This window comes from Pantoea sp. BS_8, from assembly GCF_041954965.1.
Classification (GTDB): domain Bacteria; phylum Pseudomonadota; class Gammaproteobacteria; order Enterobacterales; family Enterobacteriaceae; genus Pantoea; species Pantoea stewartii.
In genome coordinates this window covers 316,886-337,143 of sequence record NZ_JAVAXU010000002.1, presented here as the reverse complement: position 1 = coordinate 337,143, position 20,258 = coordinate 316,886, and the positions used below count along the sequence as shown (strand labels likewise).

The 20,258-nt window shown below is 55.3% G+C and carries 19 protein-coding genes; 7 read left to right on the top strand and 12 right to left on the bottom strand.

Annotated elements, in window-relative coordinates; genetic code table 11:
* The first annotated feature begins 14 nt into the window (after positions 1-14).
* Positions 15-983, top strand: coding sequence for a DNA-binding protein YbiB (gene ybiB / locus RAC65_RS06980; protein ID WP_058707632.1), 969 nt, complete (start codon positions 15-17; stop codon positions 981-983).
* Here ybiB and RAC65_RS06975 read toward each other — a convergent pair.
* From RAC65_RS06975 to hutH, 3 genes are all read right to left on the bottom strand, one after another.
* Positions 980-2,143, bottom strand: coding sequence for a M20 aminoacylase family protein (locus RAC65_RS06975; protein WP_033737697.1), 1,164 nt, complete (start codon positions 2,141-2,143; stop codon positions 980-982). The two genes, ybiB and RAC65_RS06975, sit on opposite strands and share 4 nt — an antisense overlap.
* A 410-nt stretch (positions 2,144-2,553) precedes the next feature.
* Entirely contained in the window at positions 2,554-4,236 is a 1,683-nt protein-coding gene (hutU, locus tag RAC65_RS06970) for a urocanate hydratase (RefSeq protein WP_375096539.1), read from the bottom strand.
* Between the two features lie 10 nt (positions 4,237-4,246).
* Complete coding sequence (gene hutH, locus RAC65_RS06965; protein WP_110267752.1) at positions 4,247-5,803, bottom strand: histidine ammonia-lyase; 1,557 nt, start codon at positions 5,801-5,803, stop codon at positions 4,247-4,249.
* A gap of 303 nt (positions 5,804-6,106) precedes the next feature.
* On the opposite strand from hutH, the gene hutC reads away from it, so the two are divergent.
* Positions 6,107-6,862, top strand: coding sequence for a histidine utilization repressor (gene hutC / locus RAC65_RS06960; RefSeq protein WP_375096538.1), 756 nt, complete (start codon positions 6,107-6,109; stop codon positions 6,860-6,862).
* Here the strand turns inward: hutC and RAC65_RS06955 are convergent.
* Together RAC65_RS06955 and RAC65_RS06950 are read right to left on the bottom strand one after the other, a co-directional pair.
* A complete protein-coding gene (locus RAC65_RS06955; protein ID WP_375096537.1) occupies positions 6,846-7,391 on the bottom strand; it encodes a HutD family protein in 546 nt (181 codons plus the stop codon). The two genes, hutC and RAC65_RS06955, sit on opposite strands and share 17 nt — an antisense overlap.
* Positions 7,388-8,743, bottom strand: coding sequence for a formimidoylglutamate deiminase (locus RAC65_RS06950; protein ID WP_375096536.1), 1,356 nt, complete (start codon positions 8,741-8,743; stop codon positions 7,388-7,390). The genes RAC65_RS06955 and RAC65_RS06950 overlap by 4 nt, the downstream gene beginning before the upstream one ends.
* A gap of 84 nt (positions 8,744-8,827) precedes the next feature.
* Between RAC65_RS06950 and hutI the strand changes: the two genes are divergently transcribed.
* Together hutI and hutG are read left to right on the top strand one after the other, a co-directional pair.
* The gene (gene hutI, locus RAC65_RS06945) at positions 8,828-10,045 is read left to right on the top strand and encodes an imidazolonepropionase (protein ID WP_375096535.1); all 1,218 of its coding nucleotides are present in this window, start codon (positions 8,828-8,830) and stop codon (positions 10,043-10,045) included.
* The gene (hutG, locus tag RAC65_RS06940; RefSeq protein WP_033737692.1) at positions 10,042-10,830 is read left to right on the top strand and encodes an N-formylglutamate deformylase; all 789 of its coding nucleotides are present in this window, start codon (positions 10,042-10,044) and stop codon (positions 10,828-10,830) included. The genes hutI and hutG overlap by 4 nt, the downstream gene beginning before the upstream one ends.
* Positions 10,831-11,021: 191 nt before the next feature.
* Here the strand turns inward: hutG and RAC65_RS06935 are convergent, their stop codons facing one another.
* Complete coding sequence (locus RAC65_RS06935; RefSeq protein ID WP_375096534.1) at positions 11,022-11,651, bottom strand: flavin reductase family protein; 630 nt, start codon at positions 11,649-11,651, stop codon at positions 11,022-11,024.
* Between the two features lie 325 nt (positions 11,652-11,976).
* Between RAC65_RS06935 and RAC65_RS06930 the strand changes: the two genes are divergently transcribed.
* Positions 11,977-13,083, top strand: coding sequence for an SDR family oxidoreductase (locus tag RAC65_RS06930; RefSeq protein WP_033737689.1), 1,107 nt, complete (start codon positions 11,977-11,979; stop codon positions 13,081-13,083).
* A gap of 206 nt (positions 13,084-13,289) precedes the next feature.
* Positions 13,290-14,213 (top strand): 23S rRNA (adenine(1618)-N(6))-methyltransferase RlmF, encoded by a 924-nt coding sequence (gene rlmF / locus RAC65_RS06925; RefSeq protein ID WP_033737779.1) that lies wholly within the window; start codon positions 13,290-13,292, stop codon positions 14,211-14,213.
* A gap of 80 nt (positions 14,214-14,293) precedes the next feature.
* Here the strand turns inward: rlmF and glnQ are convergent, their stop codons facing one another.
* From glnQ to rhtA, 5 genes are all read right to left on the bottom strand, one after another.
* Complete coding sequence (gene glnQ / locus RAC65_RS06920; RefSeq protein WP_039341430.1) at positions 14,294-15,016, bottom strand: glutamine ABC transporter ATP-binding protein GlnQ; 723 nt, start codon at positions 15,014-15,016, stop codon at positions 14,294-14,296.
* Entirely contained in the window at positions 15,013-15,672 is a 660-nt protein-coding gene (gene glnP / locus RAC65_RS06915) for a glutamine ABC transporter permease GlnP (protein ID WP_033737688.1), read from the bottom strand. Before glnP ends, glnQ begins: the two co-directional genes overlap by 4 nt.
* Positions 15,673-15,751: 79 nt before the next feature.
* On the bottom strand, positions 15,752-16,498 hold the full coding sequence (glnH, locus tag RAC65_RS06910; protein ID WP_033737687.1) for a glutamine ABC transporter substrate-binding protein GlnH: 747 nt from the start codon (positions 16,496-16,498) through the stop codon (positions 15,752-15,754).
* A 331-nt stretch (positions 16,499-16,829) separates the two neighbouring features.
* The gene (gene dps / locus RAC65_RS06905) at positions 16,830-17,333 is read right to left on the bottom strand and encodes a DNA starvation/stationary phase protection protein Dps (RefSeq protein WP_033737686.1); all 504 of its coding nucleotides are present in this window, start codon (positions 17,331-17,333) and stop codon (positions 16,830-16,832) included.
* Between the two features lie 321 nt (positions 17,334-17,654).
* Positions 17,655-18,566, bottom strand: a complete 912-nt coding sequence (gene rhtA / locus RAC65_RS06900; RefSeq protein WP_133745103.1) for a threonine/homoserine exporter RhtA — start codon at positions 18,564-18,566, stop codon at positions 17,655-17,657.
* 369 nt (positions 18,567-18,935) lie between these two features.
* Between rhtA and ompX the strand changes: the two genes are divergently transcribed.
* Entirely contained in the window at positions 18,936-19,448 is a 513-nt protein-coding gene (gene ompX / locus RAC65_RS06895) for an outer membrane protein OmpX (protein ID WP_033737684.1), read from the top strand.
* A gap of 413 nt (positions 19,449-19,861) precedes the next feature.
* Here ompX and RAC65_RS06890 read toward each other — a convergent pair whose 3' ends face one another.
* The gene (locus RAC65_RS06890; RefSeq protein ID WP_133745104.1) at positions 19,862-20,047 is read right to left on the bottom strand and encodes a hypothetical protein; all 186 of its coding nucleotides are present in this window, start codon (positions 20,045-20,047) and stop codon (positions 19,862-19,864) included.
* Positions 20,048-20,258 lie beyond the last annotated feature (211 nt).

Below are 20,258 nucleotides of genomic sequence, written 5' to 3'. Positions count from 1 at the left end.
AACGGAAACGAGTGATGGAACTGAATAAAATTATCAAAGAAGTCGGGCGTGGTAAGAACCATGCACGTGATATTGATTTCGACAGTGCCGTTGCACTTTACGGCGCTATGCTGGACGGCAGCGTACCGGATCTTGAAATGGGCAGTATTTTAATTGCCCTGCGTATCAAGGGCGAGGGCGAGGCGGAGATGCGCGGATTTTATCAGGCGATGCAGGCGCGTATGCTGCGCCTGCAGGCACCCGCAGGCCGTCCGATGCCCGTGGTCATTCCCAGCTATAACGGTGCGCGTCGTCAGGGCAATCTGACGCCCCTGCTGGCGCTGGTGCTGAACCGGCTGGGTTTGCCGGTGCTGGTTCACGGCGTCAGCGACGATGCGACGCGCATCACCAGCGAAGCGGTGTTTGCGGCGCTGGGCATCATGCCGGTCACCACTGCAGAGCAGGCACAGACGTTGCTCGACAAGGGCGAACTGGTGTTTATCACCATCGATCACCTCTGTCCGCCAATGGCAAAACAGCTGTCGCTGCGCTGGCGCATGGGCGTCCGCAACAGCGCCCATACGCTGGCAAAACTGGCCACCCCGTTTGGCGAACGCGAGGCGCTACGCCTGTCGAGCGTCTCGCATCCCGAATACGTGCCGCGGGTGGCAACGTTTTTTAATGATATCGATGCCCCGGCTATTTTGCTGAATGGCACAGAGGGCGAGGTTTACGCCAATCCGCAGCGCTGCCCGTCCATCAGCTACGTGGGCGGTGCTGGACAGCAGGCCGAGGTCTGGGTGGAGAGGCAGCCGGAAATCAGTGTAGCGCTGCCCGCGGACAAATCGGCAGAGGAGACCGCGCGCTGGACGCAGGAGGTGCTGAATCAGCAACGTCCACTGCCCGCCTCGCTGCGTCTGCAGATTGCCTGCTGCCTGCGTGCCAGCGGTGAGGCGGCGACGCTGCAGGCCGGTCTGGACAGGCTCGCGGCAGCGGGTTTTTAAGCGCGCGTCTGTGGCAGAGCCTGTTCCACCAGGTTCTGCCAGAACTGGATTCCGGTCGGAATCAGCGCATCGTTGAAGTCATAATGGGCATTGTGCAGCGGTGCGGAGGGCGTTGCGCCATCGGCACCCAGCCAGAAGTAGGCGCCAGGGCAGGCTTCCAGCATACAGGCAAAGTCTTCCGAGGCCATGGACGGATTCACCTGCCAGCGCACCTGGCCTTCGCCGAAGGTACTAACGGCAACGTCATGCACCTGCTGAGCCGGGCCAGCATGATTCGCCGTTACCGGATAGCCGGGCAGCCAGTGAATGGCCCCACACACGCCAAAAGGTTTCGGCAGCGTCGTCACAAAATCATCAACAAGGGCATGAACCCGTTTGCGCACGTCGTCCTGCAGACAGCGCACCGTTCCGCGCAGAACAATCTGTTCCGGAATCACGTTAATCGCCTCACCGCCCTGAATCTGGGTGACGCTGACAACCGCAGATGACAGCGGCGACAGGCGACGTGAGGGAATAGTTTGCAGCGCCAGGATCAGTTCGGCGGCGACCACCATCGGATCGGCACCGCTCTCCGGCATGGCCGCATGGCAACTCTTACCGCTCAGGGTGATTTCAAAGGCGTCCAGCGAGGCCATCATTGCGCCGGGATTGACGGCCAGCGATCCCAGCGGTAAGCCCGGCCAGTTATGCATCGCGTAAACGGCATCCATCGGGAAGCGCGTAAATAAGCCCTCTTCAACCATTTTGCGTGCACCGCCCAGATTCTCTTCCGCCGGCTGAAAAATGAAATGCACAGTGCCGCTGAAGCGACGCGTAGCCGCCAGATGTTTTGCTGCCGCCAGCAAAATTGCCGTGTGACCATCATGGCCGCAGGCATGCATCACGCCGGGCCTGGCAGAGCGCCAGGCCGCATCACCTTTCTCGTTGATCGGCAGCGCATCCATATCCGCGCGCAGGCCGATAACCGGTCCGGCGCCATTTTCCAGCGTGCCCACCACGCCGGTGCCAGCCAGACCGCGAAACACCTGCAGGCCTGCAAGTTCCAGCTCCTGAGCGACCTTATCGCTGGTCTGATGTTCCTGATAACCCAGTTCAGGTTCGCGATGAAACTGATGGCGCCAGCGCAGCGCTTCGTCAAGCAGGGCAGGGGAAAGAGTCATGCAGTATCGCGCTCCATATCATTCAGGAAGCTTCACTTTAGAGATCTGACAGCGGTACGTCTATTACCGAAAAGGCGAAATGGGATGACAGGCTAAATCAAAATGGAATAAGTAATAAGCAAGTGTACAAAAATGCAGTCGTTTATGCCGGTTCTCGTTTCACGCACAGAAAGCCAATACCGATAAGGCTGTCTTAGCAGGACGGATCGGCCAGCAGGGGCACGGCACAGGCTCCCGGTAAGATCCATCGTACTCTGGCATTCGATGACGCCGTGGGTTCAACACGGTTTATGGGCGTATCATCCGGATTGTCGTAGGTTCATTACCGTCTGACGTGGCTCGATGTGACAGCAGGCTGGGGCTGTGCGGTTCCGGCATGGTGCTCGCCGGAACCGCGCGTTTTGATACCGTTATTGCATCGGTAAGTTCAGTCCGTGCTTTTGGGCACAGGTCTGCGCCAGTTCATAGCCGGCATCGGCATGGCGCATCACGCCGGTGGCGGGATCGTTCCACAGCACGCGGCCCAGACGCGCATCTGCCGCTTCACTGCCGTCACACACAATCACCACGCCGGCGTGCTGAGAGAAGCCCATGCCCACACCGCCGCCGTGGTGCAGACTGACCCAGGTCGCACCGCCCGCCGTGTTGAGCAGGGCGTTCAGTAATGGCCAGTCAGAGACCGCGTCCGAACCGTCTTTCATCGCTTCGGTTTCACGGTTGGGCGAGGCGACGGAACCGCAGTCGAGATGATCGCGGCCAATGACTATCGGCGCTTTCAGCTCGCCGGTGCGCACCATGTCATTAAAGGCCAGCGCCGCAAGATGGCGTTCGCCCAGCCCCAGCCAGCAGATACGTGCCGGTAACCCCTGGAAAGCGATGCGTTCCTGCGCCATATCCAGCCAGCGATGCAGCGTTTTATGTTCAGGGAAGAGCGCTTTGAGTTTAGCGTCCGTTTTATAGATATCCTCCGGATCGCCAGACAGGGCCACCCAGCGAAACGGTCCTTTGCCCTCGCAAAACAGGGGACGGATATAGGCGGGCACAAAACCGGGGAAATCAAACGCGTTGCTGACGCCTTCATCCAGCGCGACCTGGCGGATATTGTTGCCATAATCCACAGTAGGGATGCCCATGTGACAAAAGTCGAGCATCGCCTGCACATGCACCGCCATGGAGGCGCGGGCGGCTTTTTCTACGGCTTTAGGATTCGCCTTACGTTCCTGCTCCCAGCGCGACACATCCCAGTCAATCGGCAGATAGCCGTTGACGGGATCGTGCGCCGAGGTTTGATCGGTCACGATGTCCGGCTTCGGCCCACCGGCTTTTGCGCGTTTCACCAGCTCCGGCAGGATTTCTGCCGCGTTGCCTAACAGACCCACGGAGATTGCTTTCTTCGCCTGCGTGGCCGCGTGGATTAACGTCAGGGCTTCATCCAGCGAGGTGGCTTTGTGATCGACATAGCGGGTGCGTAAACGGAAATCGATACGCGATTCCTGACATTCAATGGCCAGCACGCAGGCCCCGGCCAGCACGCCGGCCAGCGGTTGGGCACCGCCCATGCCGCCTAATCCGGCCGTCAGGATCCAGCGTCCACTTAAATCATTGTTGTAATGCTGACGTCCGGCCTCGACAAACGTCTCGTAGGTGCCCTGTACAATCCCCTGCGCACCGATGTAAATCCAGGACCCGGCGGTCATCTGGCCGTACATCATCAGCCCGGCCTTATCCAGTTCATGGAAGTGATCCCAGTTGGCCCAGTGTGGCACCAGATTGGAATTAGCCAGCAGTACGCGTGGCGCATCCGCATGGGTGCGAAACACGCCAACCGGCTTGCCCGACTGGATCAGCAGGGTTTCGTCGGGTTGCAGCACCTGTAGCGAGCGTAAAATTTGCTCAAAGCATGCCCAGTTACGCGCGGCTTTACCAATCCCGCCATAGACCACCAAATCCTCCGGGCGCTCTGCCACCTCGGGATCGAGGTTGTTCTGAATCATGCGGTAGGCCGCTTCAATCAACCAGTTTGCGCAGTGCAGTGTATTTCCACGCGGCGCACGAATCTCGCGTGCTACCACTTTTGCCAGGGTTTCGCTCATGACGGATTCCTTATTCAACTGAATGGGTGCCCATGCTGGGTAACAATGCGGTGAGTGCCTGCGGCCAGTCGCAGCGGCTTGCCCACTGGCGCATCGCTTCGATGTCCGGTGCCAGCAGGCGGTCCTCCTCAAGGAAGGCGACGCGTTCGCGGATCGTGCCAATGGCCTGTTCTATCAGTGCAGAACTTTGCAGGGGACGATGAAACTCAATGCCCTGGGCCGCTGCCATGGCTTCAATGCCGACTACCGCCGCGCTGTTAAAGCACATGTCGCCCAGTCGGCGGGCGGCATAGGTGGCCATCGACACGTGATCTTCCTGGTTAGCCGAGGTAGGCAAACTGTCGACGCTGCCGGGATGCGCCAGCGATTTATTTTCGGAGGCGAGCGCCGCCGCGGTGACCTGAGCAATCATAAAACCGGAGTTCACGCCGCCGTCGCGGACCAGGAAAGGGGGCAGACCGGACAAACCGGTATCCAGCAGCAGGGCCAGTCGACGTTCAGAGATGGCGCCCACTTCGGCGACGGCCAGGGCAATAATGTCTGCGGCAAAAGCCACGGGTTCAGCATGGAAGTTGCCACCGGAGATCACATCACCGGTTTCGGTGAACACCAGCGGGTTATCGGACGCGGCGTTGGCTTCAATCTGCAGGATGCGGGCGGCATGGCTGAGGTTATCCAGGCACGCTCCCATGACCTGGGGGACGCAGCGGACAGAGTAGGGATCCTGCACGCGCCCACAATGGGTATGAGAACCCAGGATCTCGCTGCCTTCAATCAGGGCGGTGACGGCGGCCGCCACGGCAATCTGGCCATGCTGGCCACGCGCCTGATGAATACGCGCGTCGAACGGTTTTAATGAGCCTTTAATCGCTTCCAGCGACAGCGCGCCCGCCATTAAGCCTGCGGCAAACAGATTTTCCGCTTCGAACAGGCCGCGCAGTGCCAGCGCAGTCGATACCTGGGTACCGTTGAGTAAGGCCAGCCCTTCTTTGGGACCCAGCACAAACGGCGTCAGGCCCACTTTTGCCAGACCTTCCGTCGCCGGAATGCGTTCACCGTTGACCCGTACTTCACCTTCACCTAGCAGCATCAGCGACATGTGCGCCAGTGGGGCCAGATCGCCAGAGGCCCCCACCGATCCTTTGGCGGGAATGCACGGCATCACGCCCGCATTGAACAGGGCCAGCAACGCCTCCACCAGTTCAATCCGCACGCCAGAATGACCACGGGAAAGGCTGATGATTTTGCTGGCGACCACCAGGCGCGTCACGTTATCGGGCAGAAGTTCCCCCAGGCCGACGCTGTGAGACAGCACCAGGTTTCGCTGCAGATCGGCAAGACGGCTGGCGGGGATTTGAGTCTGCGCCAGTTTACCGAAACCGGTATTGATGCCGTACACCACGCTACCGGAGGCCACAATCGCTTCAACGGTTTGTTGCGCTTCAGTGATGGCGCGGCGAGCGCCGTCATCAAGGCTGAGTGTGACGTTGCCTTGATATATTGCGCGCAACATCGCGAGATCGACCTTGCCTGGCACCAGACGTAATCCCTGAGACGAACCTGACATACTTTGCTCCTGTCTATACAAGGGTTGGCTTATTCGCTGGCCGTTCTGTTGACCCGAATAGCGGAATAACGCGAGTGAAACATAACTGTCTATTCTTGTCTATACAAGTTGCAATCGGCATGTCAGACCGATCACAAAATTGATCAGGCATTAACAGAGGGCTAACGTGGGCAGCAGGCGGGTTTCCTGCACCGCTGTAAGGCAACAGGTGCACGGTTTACATGCCGATCTCGGGCTGGAATGTATATACATCCAGCCCGTCAGGCAGTAAACTTTGGGCATTATCAGCTTAAGGAATACGATATGGCCGAGCACACGGCAATTGCACAACTGGCAGCGGCCATGAGTGACGAACCCGCACCCATCTATCAACGGGTTAAACAGGCGATCATCAGCCAGATTCGTGAAGGCCACTGGAAAGCTAACCAACGGGTGCCTTCAGAAAGCGAGCTGGTGAATGAGCTTGGCGTAAGTCGTATGACGATTAACCGGGCATTGCGGGAATTAACCAGCGAAGGATTTCTGGTACGTATGCAAGGCGTTGGTACGTTTGTCGCGGAGATGAAAGGCTACACAGCCATGCTTGAGGTGCACAACATCGCGGATGAAATTGCGCAGCGGGGTCATCAGCACAGCTGCAAAATTCTCACGATTGGTCAGAATAAAGCCGATCCGGAGCAGGCTTCCCTTCTGGGCCTGACAACCGGACAAACGCTGTTTCATTCTCTGATTGTGCATTATGAAAATGACATGCCGGTGCAGCTGGAAGATCGGCTGGTGAATCCACAACTGGCCCCGGATTACCTGGCCCAGGATTACCACACGCTCACGCCTTATACGTACCTGATGCGCGCGGCACCGTTGACGGCGGGTGAACATATCGTTGAGGCGGTGATGCCGGATGCGCGACAGCGTAAATATCTGGCGATTGATGAGCACGAGCCTTGCCTGCTTATCCGTCGCCAGACCTGGAGCGATAACAAGATTGTGACCTATGCGCGTTTACTCTATCCCGGCTCGCGTTACAAGCTGCTGGGGCGCTTTAAAGGGCACGGGTAAGACGAATAAACAGTAACCTCGCATCCTGGCTGTCCGGCTGCAGTCGGGTGGGATGATCGACCCACCAGACGCCCTGCTGCTCCGCTAATGGCGCATCGTTCACGATGCGCCATTCTCCTGCCAGCACCCAGGCCACACCGTGCTCGCTGCTGACGGCGTCGGTGACGACGTCAGCCTGTGCCCGCCATTCGCCTCGTCGTGTCATGATGTTAAAATCCTGACTGGGCGCTTTACCCTGCAACTGAGCCTCAAGTGCCTGCTCCCCCGTAAAAGCCCAGGGCTTTTCCGGCAACAGGCGATGCGCGACGTTCTCGCCACGCAGCAGAACAGGGCTGCCGTTTAGCAGAGTGATAATGCGATCGACACCGGTAAACGCCGAGAAGGGGCCGTCGCTGGCGATGGTGGCAATACTGGCGCGCCAGGCGAAGTCGTTTGCCCCGGGCGGATAGCCGATAATTTCACGTGTTTCGCCACCGCCGTTGCGCCAGCGACTGACGGGTAAGCTGTCTAAAGAAAAAACGCTTCTCATCGCAACGCTGCCATTGCCTGCGCGAAACGGGCTGCACAGGCTTCTTCTTCTGCATGATGGCCATCGCTGATCACCCGGTTACCCGCCACATACACGTCGCGAATCTGCTCGCGCTGGCCAGCAAACAGCCAGCGATTGAGCAGGGCAGACTCATCCACACTGCCCAGCCAGGCGTCATCGCGTAATACCAGCCAGTCGGCGCGTTGCCCGACGGCCAGCGCTCCACTCTTTATTCCGCAGGCCTGGGCACCGCCCGCCGCGGCCTGTTGCCACAGCAGATCGCCGACTGAGGGCTGGTCGGGCAGCGTGATGCGATTGCGACGACGGTCGCGCAGGCGTTGGGCATATTCAAGCCAGCGCAACTCCTCCTGAACACTGAGCGAGACATGACTGTCAGAGCCAATGCCCCAGCGTCCGCCCTGGGCGATATAGTCCACGGCGGGAAAAATACCGTCACCGAGGTTGGCTTCCGTGGTCGGGCTGAGCCCGGCAACCGCACCGCTGGCGGCAAGGCGCGTCACTTCGCTGTCATCAAGATGCGTTGCATGAATCAGGCACCAGCGTGCATCGACATCGAAACGCGTCATCAGCCAGCTCACCGGACGCTCGCCGCTCCAGGCCAGACTGTCATTGACTTCCTTCTCCTGCTCGGCGATGTGAATATGGATGGGTAACGTGGTCTCGCTGGCGCTGAGCACGGCATGCATTTGCGCTTCACTGACTGCGCGCAGTGAGTGAAAGCAGAGGCCTGCGTTGTGCAGGGGTTTATCTTTTATCCACGTCTGAAGACGTACCTGCTGTTGCAGATAGCTGTCGGTCTGCTGAATAAAGCGCTTTTGTCCCGGCACCGGCGGCTGAGCGCCAAAACCGCTGTAGCTGTAAAGCACCGGTAGCAACGTCTGACCTATGCCTGCCGTCTCTGCCGCCGCAATAAGCTGGCGCAGCATGGCATCGTCCGCATAAGGTTTACCGTCAATATCGTGATGCAGATAATGAAATTCTGCGACCTGGCAATAGCCGCCTTTTAGCATATCGATATACAGCAGGGCGGCGATATCACCTACCTGCCCGGGCGTCAGACGCTGCACCATGCGATACATCCGATCGCGCCAGGTCCAGAAGCTGTCCTGCGGATCGCCCGCCACTTCAGCCAGACCGGCCATGGCACGTTGAAAAGCATGTGAATGCAAATTCGCAATAGCGGGAATCACGTTACCGGCTAAACGTGTCGCTTCCCTGTCATCACCGTCGGGCGTAATCGCATCAATCATGCCCGCCGCGTTGACGCTGATACGCACCTGTTTATGCCAGCCTCCGGCCAGCCATGCGCGTGGCGCAAAAAAAGTTGCCATGGTTGATCCTCAAGGGATGTGGTTGTATATACATATACATACTTTAAAGTTTGCTGTAAACGGCAAGCGCATTGTGAGGCGGGAATGGCAGAAAAACTCCAGGTAGACAGCGTGTGGAGCGGGGCAGATGTGGTAACCATGCAAAGCGGCCACTATCATCTTATCGAACAGGGTGCGCTGGCAGTAAAGGCGGGCAGGCTGGTATGGGTTGGGCCCGCCGCCGCGATGCCAGCTTTTGAGGCGCGTGAACATCATCGTCTGCCGGGCGGGATCATCACGCCGGGTTTAGTGGACTGCCACACGCATCTGGTTTTTGGTGGCGATCGCAGTCAGGAGTTTGAGCAGCGCCTCAACGGCGTGAGCTATGCCGATATTGCGGCCCAGGGCGGCGGCATCCTTTCTACCGTTCGGGCCACCCGTGATGCCAGTGAACAAACGTTAGTGGCGACAGCCCGCTGGCGGTTGAATCGCTTGCTGGCCGAGGGCGTGACCACCGTCGAGATTAAATCCGGCTACGGTCTGGATGAAGAAAGTGAATTACGTATGCTGCGTGCCATTCGACAGCTCAGTCAGGAGGTGGCTGCGGATGTGCAGGCCACCTGCCTGGCCGCTCATGCGGTTCCGCCCGAATTTAAACAGGATCCCGATGGCTGGATCACGATCATCTGTGACCGCCTGTTACCTCAGATCAGCGCCGAAGGCCTGGCGGATGCGGTGGATGCATTTTGCGAACATCTGGCGTTTACCCCGCAGCAGGTCGCCCGGGTATTTGACCGGGCAACGGCGCTGGGCATGCCGGTGAAACTGCATGCCGAGCAGCTTTCCTCTTTGGGCGGAGCGGCGCTGGCCGCCCGTTATGGCGCGCTGTCCGCCGATCATCTGGAATATGCAACGGAAACGGATGTTCAGGCAATGGCAGAACAGGGTACGGTAGCCGTGTTATTGCCCGGCGCGTTTTTTCTGCTGCGGGAAACGCAGCGCCCGCCGGTAGCGTTGTTCCGACGCTATGGTGTGCCCATGGCACTGGCGAGTGATGCCAATCCCGGCACATCGCCCGCGCTGTCGCTGCGCCTGATGCTGAATATGGGCTGCACCCTGTTCGGCATGACGCCGGAAGAAGCGCTGGCAGGCGTGACCCTGTGGGGGGCAAAGGCGCTGGGGCTGGAGGCAAGTCACGGTTCGCTGGAGGCGGGAAAAGTGGCCAGTTTTGTTCACTGGCCGCTGGCCCGCCCGGCGGAACTGGTTTACTGGCTGGGCGGTGAACTGCCCTGTACCGTTATCTACCGCGGAGAAGTACAATGACACCTTTTCATTTTACCCAAGGGACTATCCCGCTGCTGGTCAGTATTCCCCATGCCGGCACGATGTTAACACCGGAAGTTGAAGCCGGGCTCAGCGATGCCGCCCGTGACTTACCGGATACGGACTGGCACATTCCACAACTATATGATTTTGTCCGTGATATGGGAGCCAGTCTGGTTATTGGCCGCTACTCACGCTTTGTTGTCGATCTCAATCGTCCCTCAGACAATCAACCGCTTTATACGACCGCCACCACCGGCCTGTTTCCGGAAACCCTGTTTGACGGCACGCCGACGTTTGTTGCGGGCAAAGCCCCCACGGATGCACAGCGACAGGGATATATTCAGACAATCTGGCAGCCTTATCATCAGCAGATCCAGCAGACGCTGGCGCAGATGAAAGCGGAATTTGGCTATGCGCTGCTGTTTGACGCCCATTCGATTGCCAGTGAAATTCCACGACTGTTTGACGGTCGCCTGCCGGATCTCAATATTGGTACCAATGACGGGGCCAGTTGCAGCAAACGCGTCATCGACGGGCTGACATCGGTATGCAGCGCGCAGGATCGCTATAGCTGGGTCGTCAATGGCCGTTTCAAAGGCGGCTACATTACGCGCGCTTACGGTCAACCCGATCGGCAGATCCAGGCGGTGCAACTGGAGCTGTCGCAAATCAATTATATGGACGAGACACCGCCCTTTACCTGGCATGAAGCCCGCGCGGCAGAACTGAAAAAAGTCCTGAAGCCGCTGTTACACAGTTTTGTGGCGCAGGGCAAGGGCTGACGGCGACGTTCGTGATGCGTAGCGCCCGCCTGTCAGACGCAGGAATGCCACAGTAAAGCGCACTGGTCCGCGACGCGCCTGGCGGCAACGGCGCGAAGTCGTTACCCGCTGGCAGGACGATCGCTGGCTGGCACCTGAGATCGCCCGTGCGGTCAAAACGTTACGAACGCATTCGGCAGAACTGCTCTGACTTAGCTGCGGCGCGCATCGGGCCGCACCAGGTCAAAGCGCTGTGCTTCACTGATGCCATAATACGCGCTGGGCCCACCGGCGCGTAAAATCGGTTCCGCTTTCGCCGTCTGATAAATACCGTTTTCCAGCAGGCTTTCGTCAATATGGATGGCAACGGCTTCGCCCAGCACCAGCCAGCTGTCGATGGCGCGCCCGCCGGCATCCTGTAACTGAATCAGTTGTGTCAGCCTGCATTCAAAATTCACCGGACTTTCCTGTACCAGACAGACCTTGACCTGCGAGGCGGCCAGAGGGGTCAAGCCTGCCAGGGCAAACTCGTCCTGATCGGCTGGGGCAGAAATTGAGCTTTCATTCATGGCCTCCGCCAGCGGTCGGGTCGCCAGATTCCAGACAAATTCTTTTGTTTCAGCGATGTTTTGCACACTGTCTTTCCAGCCGCTGCTGGCGAAGCCAATAATGGGCGGCTGGTAATTGAAACAGTTAAAAAAACTGTAGGGCGCAAGGTTGCGCACGCCTTTGGCGCTGGTGCTGCTGATCCAGCCTATTGGACGTGGGCCAATGATGGCATTCAGTGGATCGTGAGGCAAACCGTGTCCGGCGCGGGGCTGATAGGAATAGCGTTTATGCATCGTCATCTCCTGGATAAAAACAGAGTCTAGCCTGGCCTGTCCGCCATGCGTTAAACCGTCAGAGCCGCACCGCTTTTTTGCGCATTGTTAACCAGATTAGTCTGGTTCAGCGACAGGAGGGAATGTTCTGTACTACAGTGTTAATAACGTTAAATATCAATACTTTAATTGTTTATCTGATGAGAAATCCGCGAAAAGATGTGTTTAAAAAGTAAACGAAAGTTAAACGGAATCATTTTATACATTTTGTGCTAATGAAAGTTTCGTATTTGTTTAACGAAACTGAGGCATTATGCAATCTCATCAATTGTTCTCGTGGTCGAATATGAAAAAAATTCTTGTTACAGGATCTTCTGGATTCGTTGGTGGTGCAGTCGTGGCAGAATTGCTGATGCGCCAGGATGTTGAGTTATTGCTGCTCGTCAGAGCCAGCGATGCTAACCAGGGACTGGAGAGGGTTAAAGATAATTTAACCAAGTTTTCATGTTCGGCGCAGGCGATTGCGCGCCTGACAGCAGATCAAATTCTGGTCGGCGATTTGCTGGCCCCGGAGCTTTTCCTGGATGATGCGCGCATCGATCAGATCAGCCACGTTATCAACTGCGCAGCGATTGCGTCATTTGGTGAGAATAACGATATCTGGCGCGTCAACGTGGAAGGGACGTTTAAACTGGCCGCCAGAATGGCAGCCTTGCCTGAGTTTGTTAAATTCGTCCACGTCGGCACGGCGATGTCGTCTGCCCCGGATCACGGTGAGATTGTAAAAGAAGATCTGGTGCTGTCTTCACGCGAAGATCACATTGTCGATTACACCTATTCCAAGTCGTATATCGAAAATAAGATCAAACAGGAATTGCCGCATCTGCCACTGGTCATCGCGCGTCCGTCCATTGTGGTGGGCCACTCTCAGGAAGGGTGCACGCCGTCAGGCAGCATCTTCTGGGTGTTTAAAATGGTCATGAAGCTGGAGAAATTCCTCTGCTCACTCGATGACCGTGTTGATGTCATCCCGGTAGACTACTGTGCCAAATCGCTGGTGTTCCTGATGGATCATGGCTGCACCGAGGAGATGGTTTATCACATCTCTGCCGGCGAGCGCAGCAGTAATACCTTCTCTGAAATTGATTCGGCTTTTGCCAGTGCAGAAAAAAGTGCCCCGTTGGCACCGAATTATCTGCAGGTTGATTTCAGCGAAATCGTTAAAGAGCGTAAGAACTTTAAAAAGATCTACGGACCCTGCAACGAACGTCTGATGTTGCGCGCAATGCGTCTTTACGGCGAGTTCGCCCGTCTGAATGTAGTGTTCTCTAACGACAAATTACTGCGTCTGGGCATGAGCTCACCGCCAGGATTCACCAGCTATATTGACCGCTGTGTTGAAACCACCCGGGGCATGCCGATTCAGGATTTAATGCGCGTCGATTTTAAATAATCCCGCAGACTTAACGCCCGGCCAGCATTGTTGCTGGCGGGGCGCATTTTGCTTTTTTGCTCACCTTGCTTTCCTGCAACGACGCCGTACCCTCGCGATTTCGCACGTCCGCAACGTCGGCCTGCTGGCCGCTCTGTCCGAGAATGCGGTTTATTTTCTGCCCGCCACAGCGTATTGTACGCGCGCCTGAAAATATGAGAGAACGTATGAAAAAGTCTGCCAGCCCGTCCCCTTTCCATGCCCGTAACCGCCACCAGGGTGAATATGATTTTGCCGCGCTGACGGCAGCGCACCCGCCGCTGGCAGAAAAAGTCCGGCCCAACGGCTATGGCGTCATGTCGGTGGACTTTGCCGATCCTGAAGCGGTCATGCTGTTGAATCAGGCGCTGCTTAAACGGTTCTACGGCCTTGACTGGCAACTGGCGCCTGGTTCGTTGTGCCCGCCCGTGCCGGGGCGCGCTGACTATCTTCACTACCTGGCCGATTTACTGGCACTGGACAACCAGGGCAGGATCCCGCCGGCGGACATCCTGGATATTGGCTGCGGGGCGAACTGTATTTATCCCCTGATCGGCGCGGCGGAATATGGCTGGCGTTTTACCGGCACGGATATTGATGACGCGGCACTAAAAACGGCGACAAAAATTGTCGCGGCGAACCCGGGCATGCAACGCCTGATCCGCCTGCGTCGGCAAAAAAATCCCGCCGTGGTGCTGAATGGCGTGGTGAATAAGAATGAAAACTTCCATGCGGTCATCTGCAATCCGCCTTTTCACGCTTCTGCGGCAGAGGCGGCGGCCGGTTCACAGCGCAAAACGCGCAACTTGGGACTGGCACCGGCTGCACCGCTGAACTTTGGCGGCCAGCACAATGAATTGTGGTGCGAAGGGGGAGAAAAGGGCTTTGTCGGGAAAATGATCGCTGAAAGCGCCAGTCTGGCTCAGCAGGTCGTCTGGTTTACATCGCTGGTATCGCGCAAAGAGCATTTACCCGCGCTGGAGAAACAGCTGAAGGCGCTGGATACCCAAGTGGTACGTGTGGTCAATATGGCGCAGGGGCAGAAGCAGAGCCGGTTCCTGGCATGGAGCTTTATGTCCGCCGCCCAACGCGCGCAGCGATTGTCCCGCTAACGCAGGCGCTTGCGTCAGTTCGCCGCATCATCGTGTGGCGTCGCCAGAGAAAAACGGGCCGCCTGCCGGCCCGTTCGCACTCAGGAAACGTGCTGTAAAAATTCGCGCAGACGTTCGCTGGGCGGATCACTGATCAGACGGTCCGGATCGCCGTCTTCGGCAATGCGGCCTTTATCAATAAAAATCAGGCGCGACGCCACTTTCCGGGCAAAACCCACTTCGTGTGTGACGATAACCATTGTCATGCCTTCTTCAGCCAGATCCTGCATGACTTTCAGCACTTCGTGACGCAGTTCTGGGTCCAGCGCGGAGGTGGGCTCATCAAACAGCATCATTTTGGGTTTCACCGCCAGTGCCCGGGCAATCGCCACGCGCTGTTGCTGTCCACCCGAAAGCTCAGAAGGGAAATGGTTGGCGCGCTCGGCCAGGCCCACTTTCGCCAGCAGGCTATGGGCCAGTTTTCGTGCGTCTTCTTTGCTGGCACCGCGAACGCGAATCGGGCCAAAAGCCACGTTATCCAGCGCACTCATCTGCGGGAAAAGGTGGAACTGCTGAAACACCATGCCGGCTTCCTGACGAATAAGGCGATCGTCTACTTTGGGATCGTTAACGTTCAGGCCATCGACGATCAGTTCGCCGCTGGTGATCTCTTCCAGCTTGTTGATGCAACGCAGCAGCGTCGATTTACCCGAACCGGAGGGGCCGATAATCACGACGACTTCACCCTGATTAATCTTCAGGTCGATATTGTGCAGCACCTGGGTTTGGCCAAAATGCTTTGAGACGTTTTTAAATTCAATCACAGGATTTTCACCCTTTTCTCAATACGGCGCAGCACAAAGCTCAACACCAACGTAATCACAAGATAAATAACGGCCACTGCGCTCCAGATTTCCAGCGCGCGGAAGTTACCGGCAATAATTTCCTGTCCCTGGCGGGTCAGTTCGGCCACACCAATCACAATAAACAGCGAGGTGTCCTTAATGCTGACAATCCACTGATTGCCCAGCGGGGGCAGCATACGACGCAGCGCCAGCGGCATGATGACGTAGCGCAGGGTTTCGCGGCCTGACAGGCCCAAAGCCAGCCCGGCCTCGCGAAAGCCTTTGTTAATGGACAGGACCGCACCGCGGGTAATTTCCGCAATATAGGCACCCGAGTTAATCATAATGGTTACCACCGCGGCGGTGAACGGATCGATGCGCAAATCCGGGAACGCCATAGGCAGGGCAAAATAGATGAACATAACCTGCACGACGATGGGCGTACCGCGAATGATTTCAATAAAAACCAGGGCGATATTATTGCTCAGCCAACCACCGTATGCGCGGGCAAAACCCGCGACCAGGCCGATGATCAATCCACCGACCAGGCCAATAATGGAAATAATTAAGGTCAGTTTTGCGCCTTCGAGTAGCGCGGGCATGGCTGGCCAGATGACGCTCCAGTCAAAATCCATGGTGAAACTCCGCTGTTGTTGCGATGGAAAAAAGCAGGGACAGGGTCCCTGCTGAAAAATAAAAAAACGGACTCAGTGATTATTTCGGTTCAGTTCCGAACCACTTTTTATAGAGTTGATTGTAGGTACCGTTCTCTTTAAGCGTTTTCAGCGCGCCGTTCACTTTTTCACGCAGTTCGTCACTGCCTTTCGGGAACGCAATGCCGTACTGCTGGGCTTCAATAGAATCACCTACAGCTTTGAAACGGCCTTTACCTGCGGTGTTGATGAAATAGAGAATATTGGGCGTATCGTGCAGCACTGCGTCAGCGCGGTTGGTGCCCAGTTCCATGTAAGCGTTATCGATATTCGGGAACTGACGCAGATCTTTCGTTTTGATGTGCGTCTTCGCATAATCTACGGAACCTGTGCCGCTCTTCACCGCCACCACTTTGCCGTTCAGATCGTCAATGCCTTTGATGTCTTTCTCGTTGTTACGCACCATGACCAGCAGACCGCTTTTGTAGTAGCCATCAGAGAACTCAATGGCTTTCTTGCGCTCGTCAGTAATGGTAATGCCAGCCAGTGCCACATCGACGTTGTGCGTCTGAAGGGCAGGGATGATGCCGCTGAAGTCCATCGGCTTCAGGGTGTAATCCAGTTTCAGTTCCTTCGCAATGGCATCCCATAAATCCACGTCAAAGCCGACATATTTGTCACCTTGTTTGAATTCAAACGGGACAAAAGCCGTATCGGTGGCGACGATCAGTTTCTTTTCTGCTGCGGGAGTGGAGAGAGAGAAGGCCAGCGCCAACGCGGCCACAGAGATGTTAAATAGCGATTTCATCATTTTTCCTTATTGCGACCAGGCACAGGGCCCGGGTTTGCGAGCTATCATTTGCGGGCTATCATATGAAAAAAGTATGCCAACTTTTCAAAATGTAAAAAATATAATGATCAGGAGATCATCGCTGACACGATTCTGCAACCTGTCGCGCCGATGCACCATTATGGTGGTCCGTTATGGTGCGAAGCGCTAAAGTGGTGCAGGAGTAGTGTGCATCAGAAGGCGAAAACGGGAAGGGCGCAGCGTCAGAAATGTTAACAAAGTCATAAATTATAGTAACACAGACGTAAAAAAGGCGGGTTTCCCCGCCTGGTAATAGCCTGTAAGACCGTTATTCGATATTAGACTCAATGAACCACAGGAATTTATCCAGGTCACGAGAAGCCGCGGTAAAAATATCGGCGGTATCTTCATCTTTCACTTCAGAAATCGCTTTGCGCGTATCGTTAGCCACCACAGCATAACGGTCGGCCAGCGCTTTCAGATGATCCTGTACGCTGTGGATATTCAGCGGATAGCTTTTCAGTGGCGTTTTATCGTTGACGACCTGAGTGGTACCCAGTGCTACACCACCCAGTTGCACCACGCGTTCCGCGATAGTGTCCTGATGGTCGGTGATGGTGGTACGGAAACCGTCCAGCATTTCGTGCACACCGATGAAGTTCGCGCCGCGCATGTTCCAGTGCGCTTGCTTAGTGATCAGGGACAGATCGATGAACTCCACGACCAGGCGATTGAGCACCTCAATGGTGGCGCGCTTTTCGTCATCTGCCACGTCATTACGGGTATAAAGTAGATCAGAAGATTTTGTTTTAACCAGTTTAGCGGTACTCATTGTTTCAGTCCTCTCTTTCAATGGTTGTCCTAATCAAGTACGAAACTAAGTATAGCAGCGATTTGTCGCCTTGCAGGATTGGCTTAATCAATGGATGAAATAGCATTCACCTTAGCGTGCGTGGGTGCGCGGGTGAAATAGTTAATAAATTGTTAAACTTAAAATTTCATAAAGCACTTTAAATACATAAGGTTAAATAAAAATTCAATCGAATGATTTTTACCTGTATTAAATATTAACTTTCTATTACACATTAACTGAAATAATTATCAGCATGAGAGTTATTGTTATTTAGCCTGCCTTTCAGCAGGCGGAAACCTGTTATGTCTTTTTATTATCAGATAATTCTATTGCATTTAACTGGCGCTTTCTGGGACGCATGGTCAGAGTAGCGCCGGACGAGGCCAGGATAATCGCCAGCAGCGCCAGACACTGCACGCCAGAAAGGCTCTCATTCAGATAAAGCATGCCAGACAGCGCCGCCACCGCAGGCTCAAGGCTCATCAGCGTACCAAAAATGCGCGCAGGTAAACGGGTCAGTGCCATCATTTCCAGTGAATAGGGAAGCGCCGTTGAAAGAAAGGCCACTAAAATGGCAACCGGCACGACGCTCCATTGCCAGATGCCGCTTGCGGCAAACGTCAGCCCTACGGGAACAAAAATCAGCGAAGCGATCAGAGAGCCGATGGCGACCGTTGCCGCGCCGTGCTCTGCGCCCGCGCGCTGCCCTGACAGAATATAGACTGCCCAACAGACACCGGCACCGAGCGCAAATAGTGCACCTATCGGATCGACGGAGGTAATACCGGTACTGAACGGCAGTAAAAACCACAGCCCAATGACCGCCAGTATGACCCAAAGAAAATCGAGTGGCCGACGTGAGCCGAGCAGCGCAAGCGTAAGCGGGCCAACAAACTCCAGCCCGACCGCGATGCCAAGCGGTACCGTCCGAATAGACAGGTAAAATAAAAAGTTCATCGTACCCAATGCTAAGCCATAAATAATCAGCGGCATGCGCTGTTCAGGACGAAAACGCAGTCGCCAGGGCTTGAAGATGAGGCAAAGGATGACGGTGCCAAAGCCAAGGCGCAATGCGGTGATGCCGGTGGCACCCACGGTGGGAAAAAGTGTTTTTGCCAGTGAGGCGCCGCCCTGAAGCGACAACATCGAGATAAGTAACACGACGACAGGGAGTAAAGCTGGCGTGAGCGATTTGAGTGGCGAAACTGACATCCTGTTGATACTTCCCAATCAATGAGCTAACAAGATGACCAGTGTAAAGGAAATGTTGGTCAAAAAGGGGACGTAAACTGATTTTAATTTTGTCTGTTTGCCTGCTTTTTAAGCAGTTTTTCCGGCTGAAAAGTAAATTAATGTCAGGTTTTTTTAGGAATTTACTTAAAGAATGAAAATTTGTTTGGGGTCATTATTGCAAGGATATGACGGTTTTTATAAGAAAAATGAATGACATAGGAAACTCCATTAACTTTCTGTTACACCAAACACTGTGTTAGACAACAAAATGCGGGCAGAGTTTCTCGCTATTTTTTGTTATATTTTTAGCGTTGTCAGGAGAGAAGTACTTTCACATTTGAGGTGGTTATGAAAAAAATTGCATGTCTTTCAGCATTAGCCTGTGTGTTAGCAGTCGCAACAGGTTCCGCCATGGCACAGAGCACCGTAACCGGTGGCTACGCACAGAGCGACTACCAGGGCGTTGCTAACAAAGCAAACGGCTTCAACCTGAAATATCGCTATGAAGACGGTTCTAACCCACTGGGTTGGATCGGCTCATTCACTTACACCGAGAAAGATCGTACCGAAGACGGCATTTACAATAAAGGCCAGTACTACGGTATCACCGGTGGTCCAGCATTCCGTCTGAATGACTGGGCAAGCATCTATGGTGTGGTTGGTGTTGGCTACGGCAAATACCAGGCTAACGACACCACTTCACGCGACAAAGCTGACACCAGCGACTACGGTTTCTCTTACGGCGCAGGTATGCAGTTCAACCCAATGGAAAACGTTGCACTGGACGTTGGCTATGAGCAGAGCCGCATCCGTAGCGTTGACGTTGGCACCTGGATTGCTGGCGTAGGCTACAGCTTCTAAGCGAGCTTAGTCGAGATTAAAAAAACGGCCCTCTTCAGGGCCGTTTTTATTGGTAACAAAAACCCGCGCTAATAACCTGCCTTTGTCTTTGTCTTTGTCTTTGTCTTTGTCTTTGTCTTTGTCTTTGTCTTTGTCTTTGTCTTTGCCACCGCGACTGTCCCTGTATCTGTCTTCTCCGCGCCGCATTACGTTCTGACATTAACCCGCGCCCCGGACTTCCCTGGCAGGAAGCCTTTTTTCCAGGCCCGCACAGAACAAAAGAAGGGCGCCTTACACAGCGGCTGTATTTTGACGCTTACCTTTACAGGAACAGCGCTAAGCGCAGGGCACAGAAGCGTGGATCAATGCAGGCGCGCGGCGAGGAAAGGAAAACAGGCCGCGCGTGGGTAATGAATCTGAATGTGAAAACGGATTCAGCCGCGCCAGATCAGTTTTTGGCAGTAGCGTGTTTCCGGCTGCTGGCCCAGCAGACGCTCAATAAGCATGAGGCGCAGCGTAAAAGGGGAGCGCGTCAGCAGGCACCACCAGGATTTTCCTGATGTTATTTTTTCGGCCTGGAAGCATTTGCTGCAGTCGATACAGCTTTTCAGAGTGCTCATAGCATCACCTCCCATAAAATTTAACGCAACGGTAAGCAGAGATCGTGCTTTAATGCATCACTCTGTTTACATTATCGACAAATATAGCACTGGCTATACCGTTTAGCCAAGGCTAACGACGAAAAATTTGAGCTTATTTGCGCCTAGTTTACAATGAGCGCAGCTAAATCCACACGGAAGGGCTGGTGTGGAAAAAATAAAGAGGAAGCTG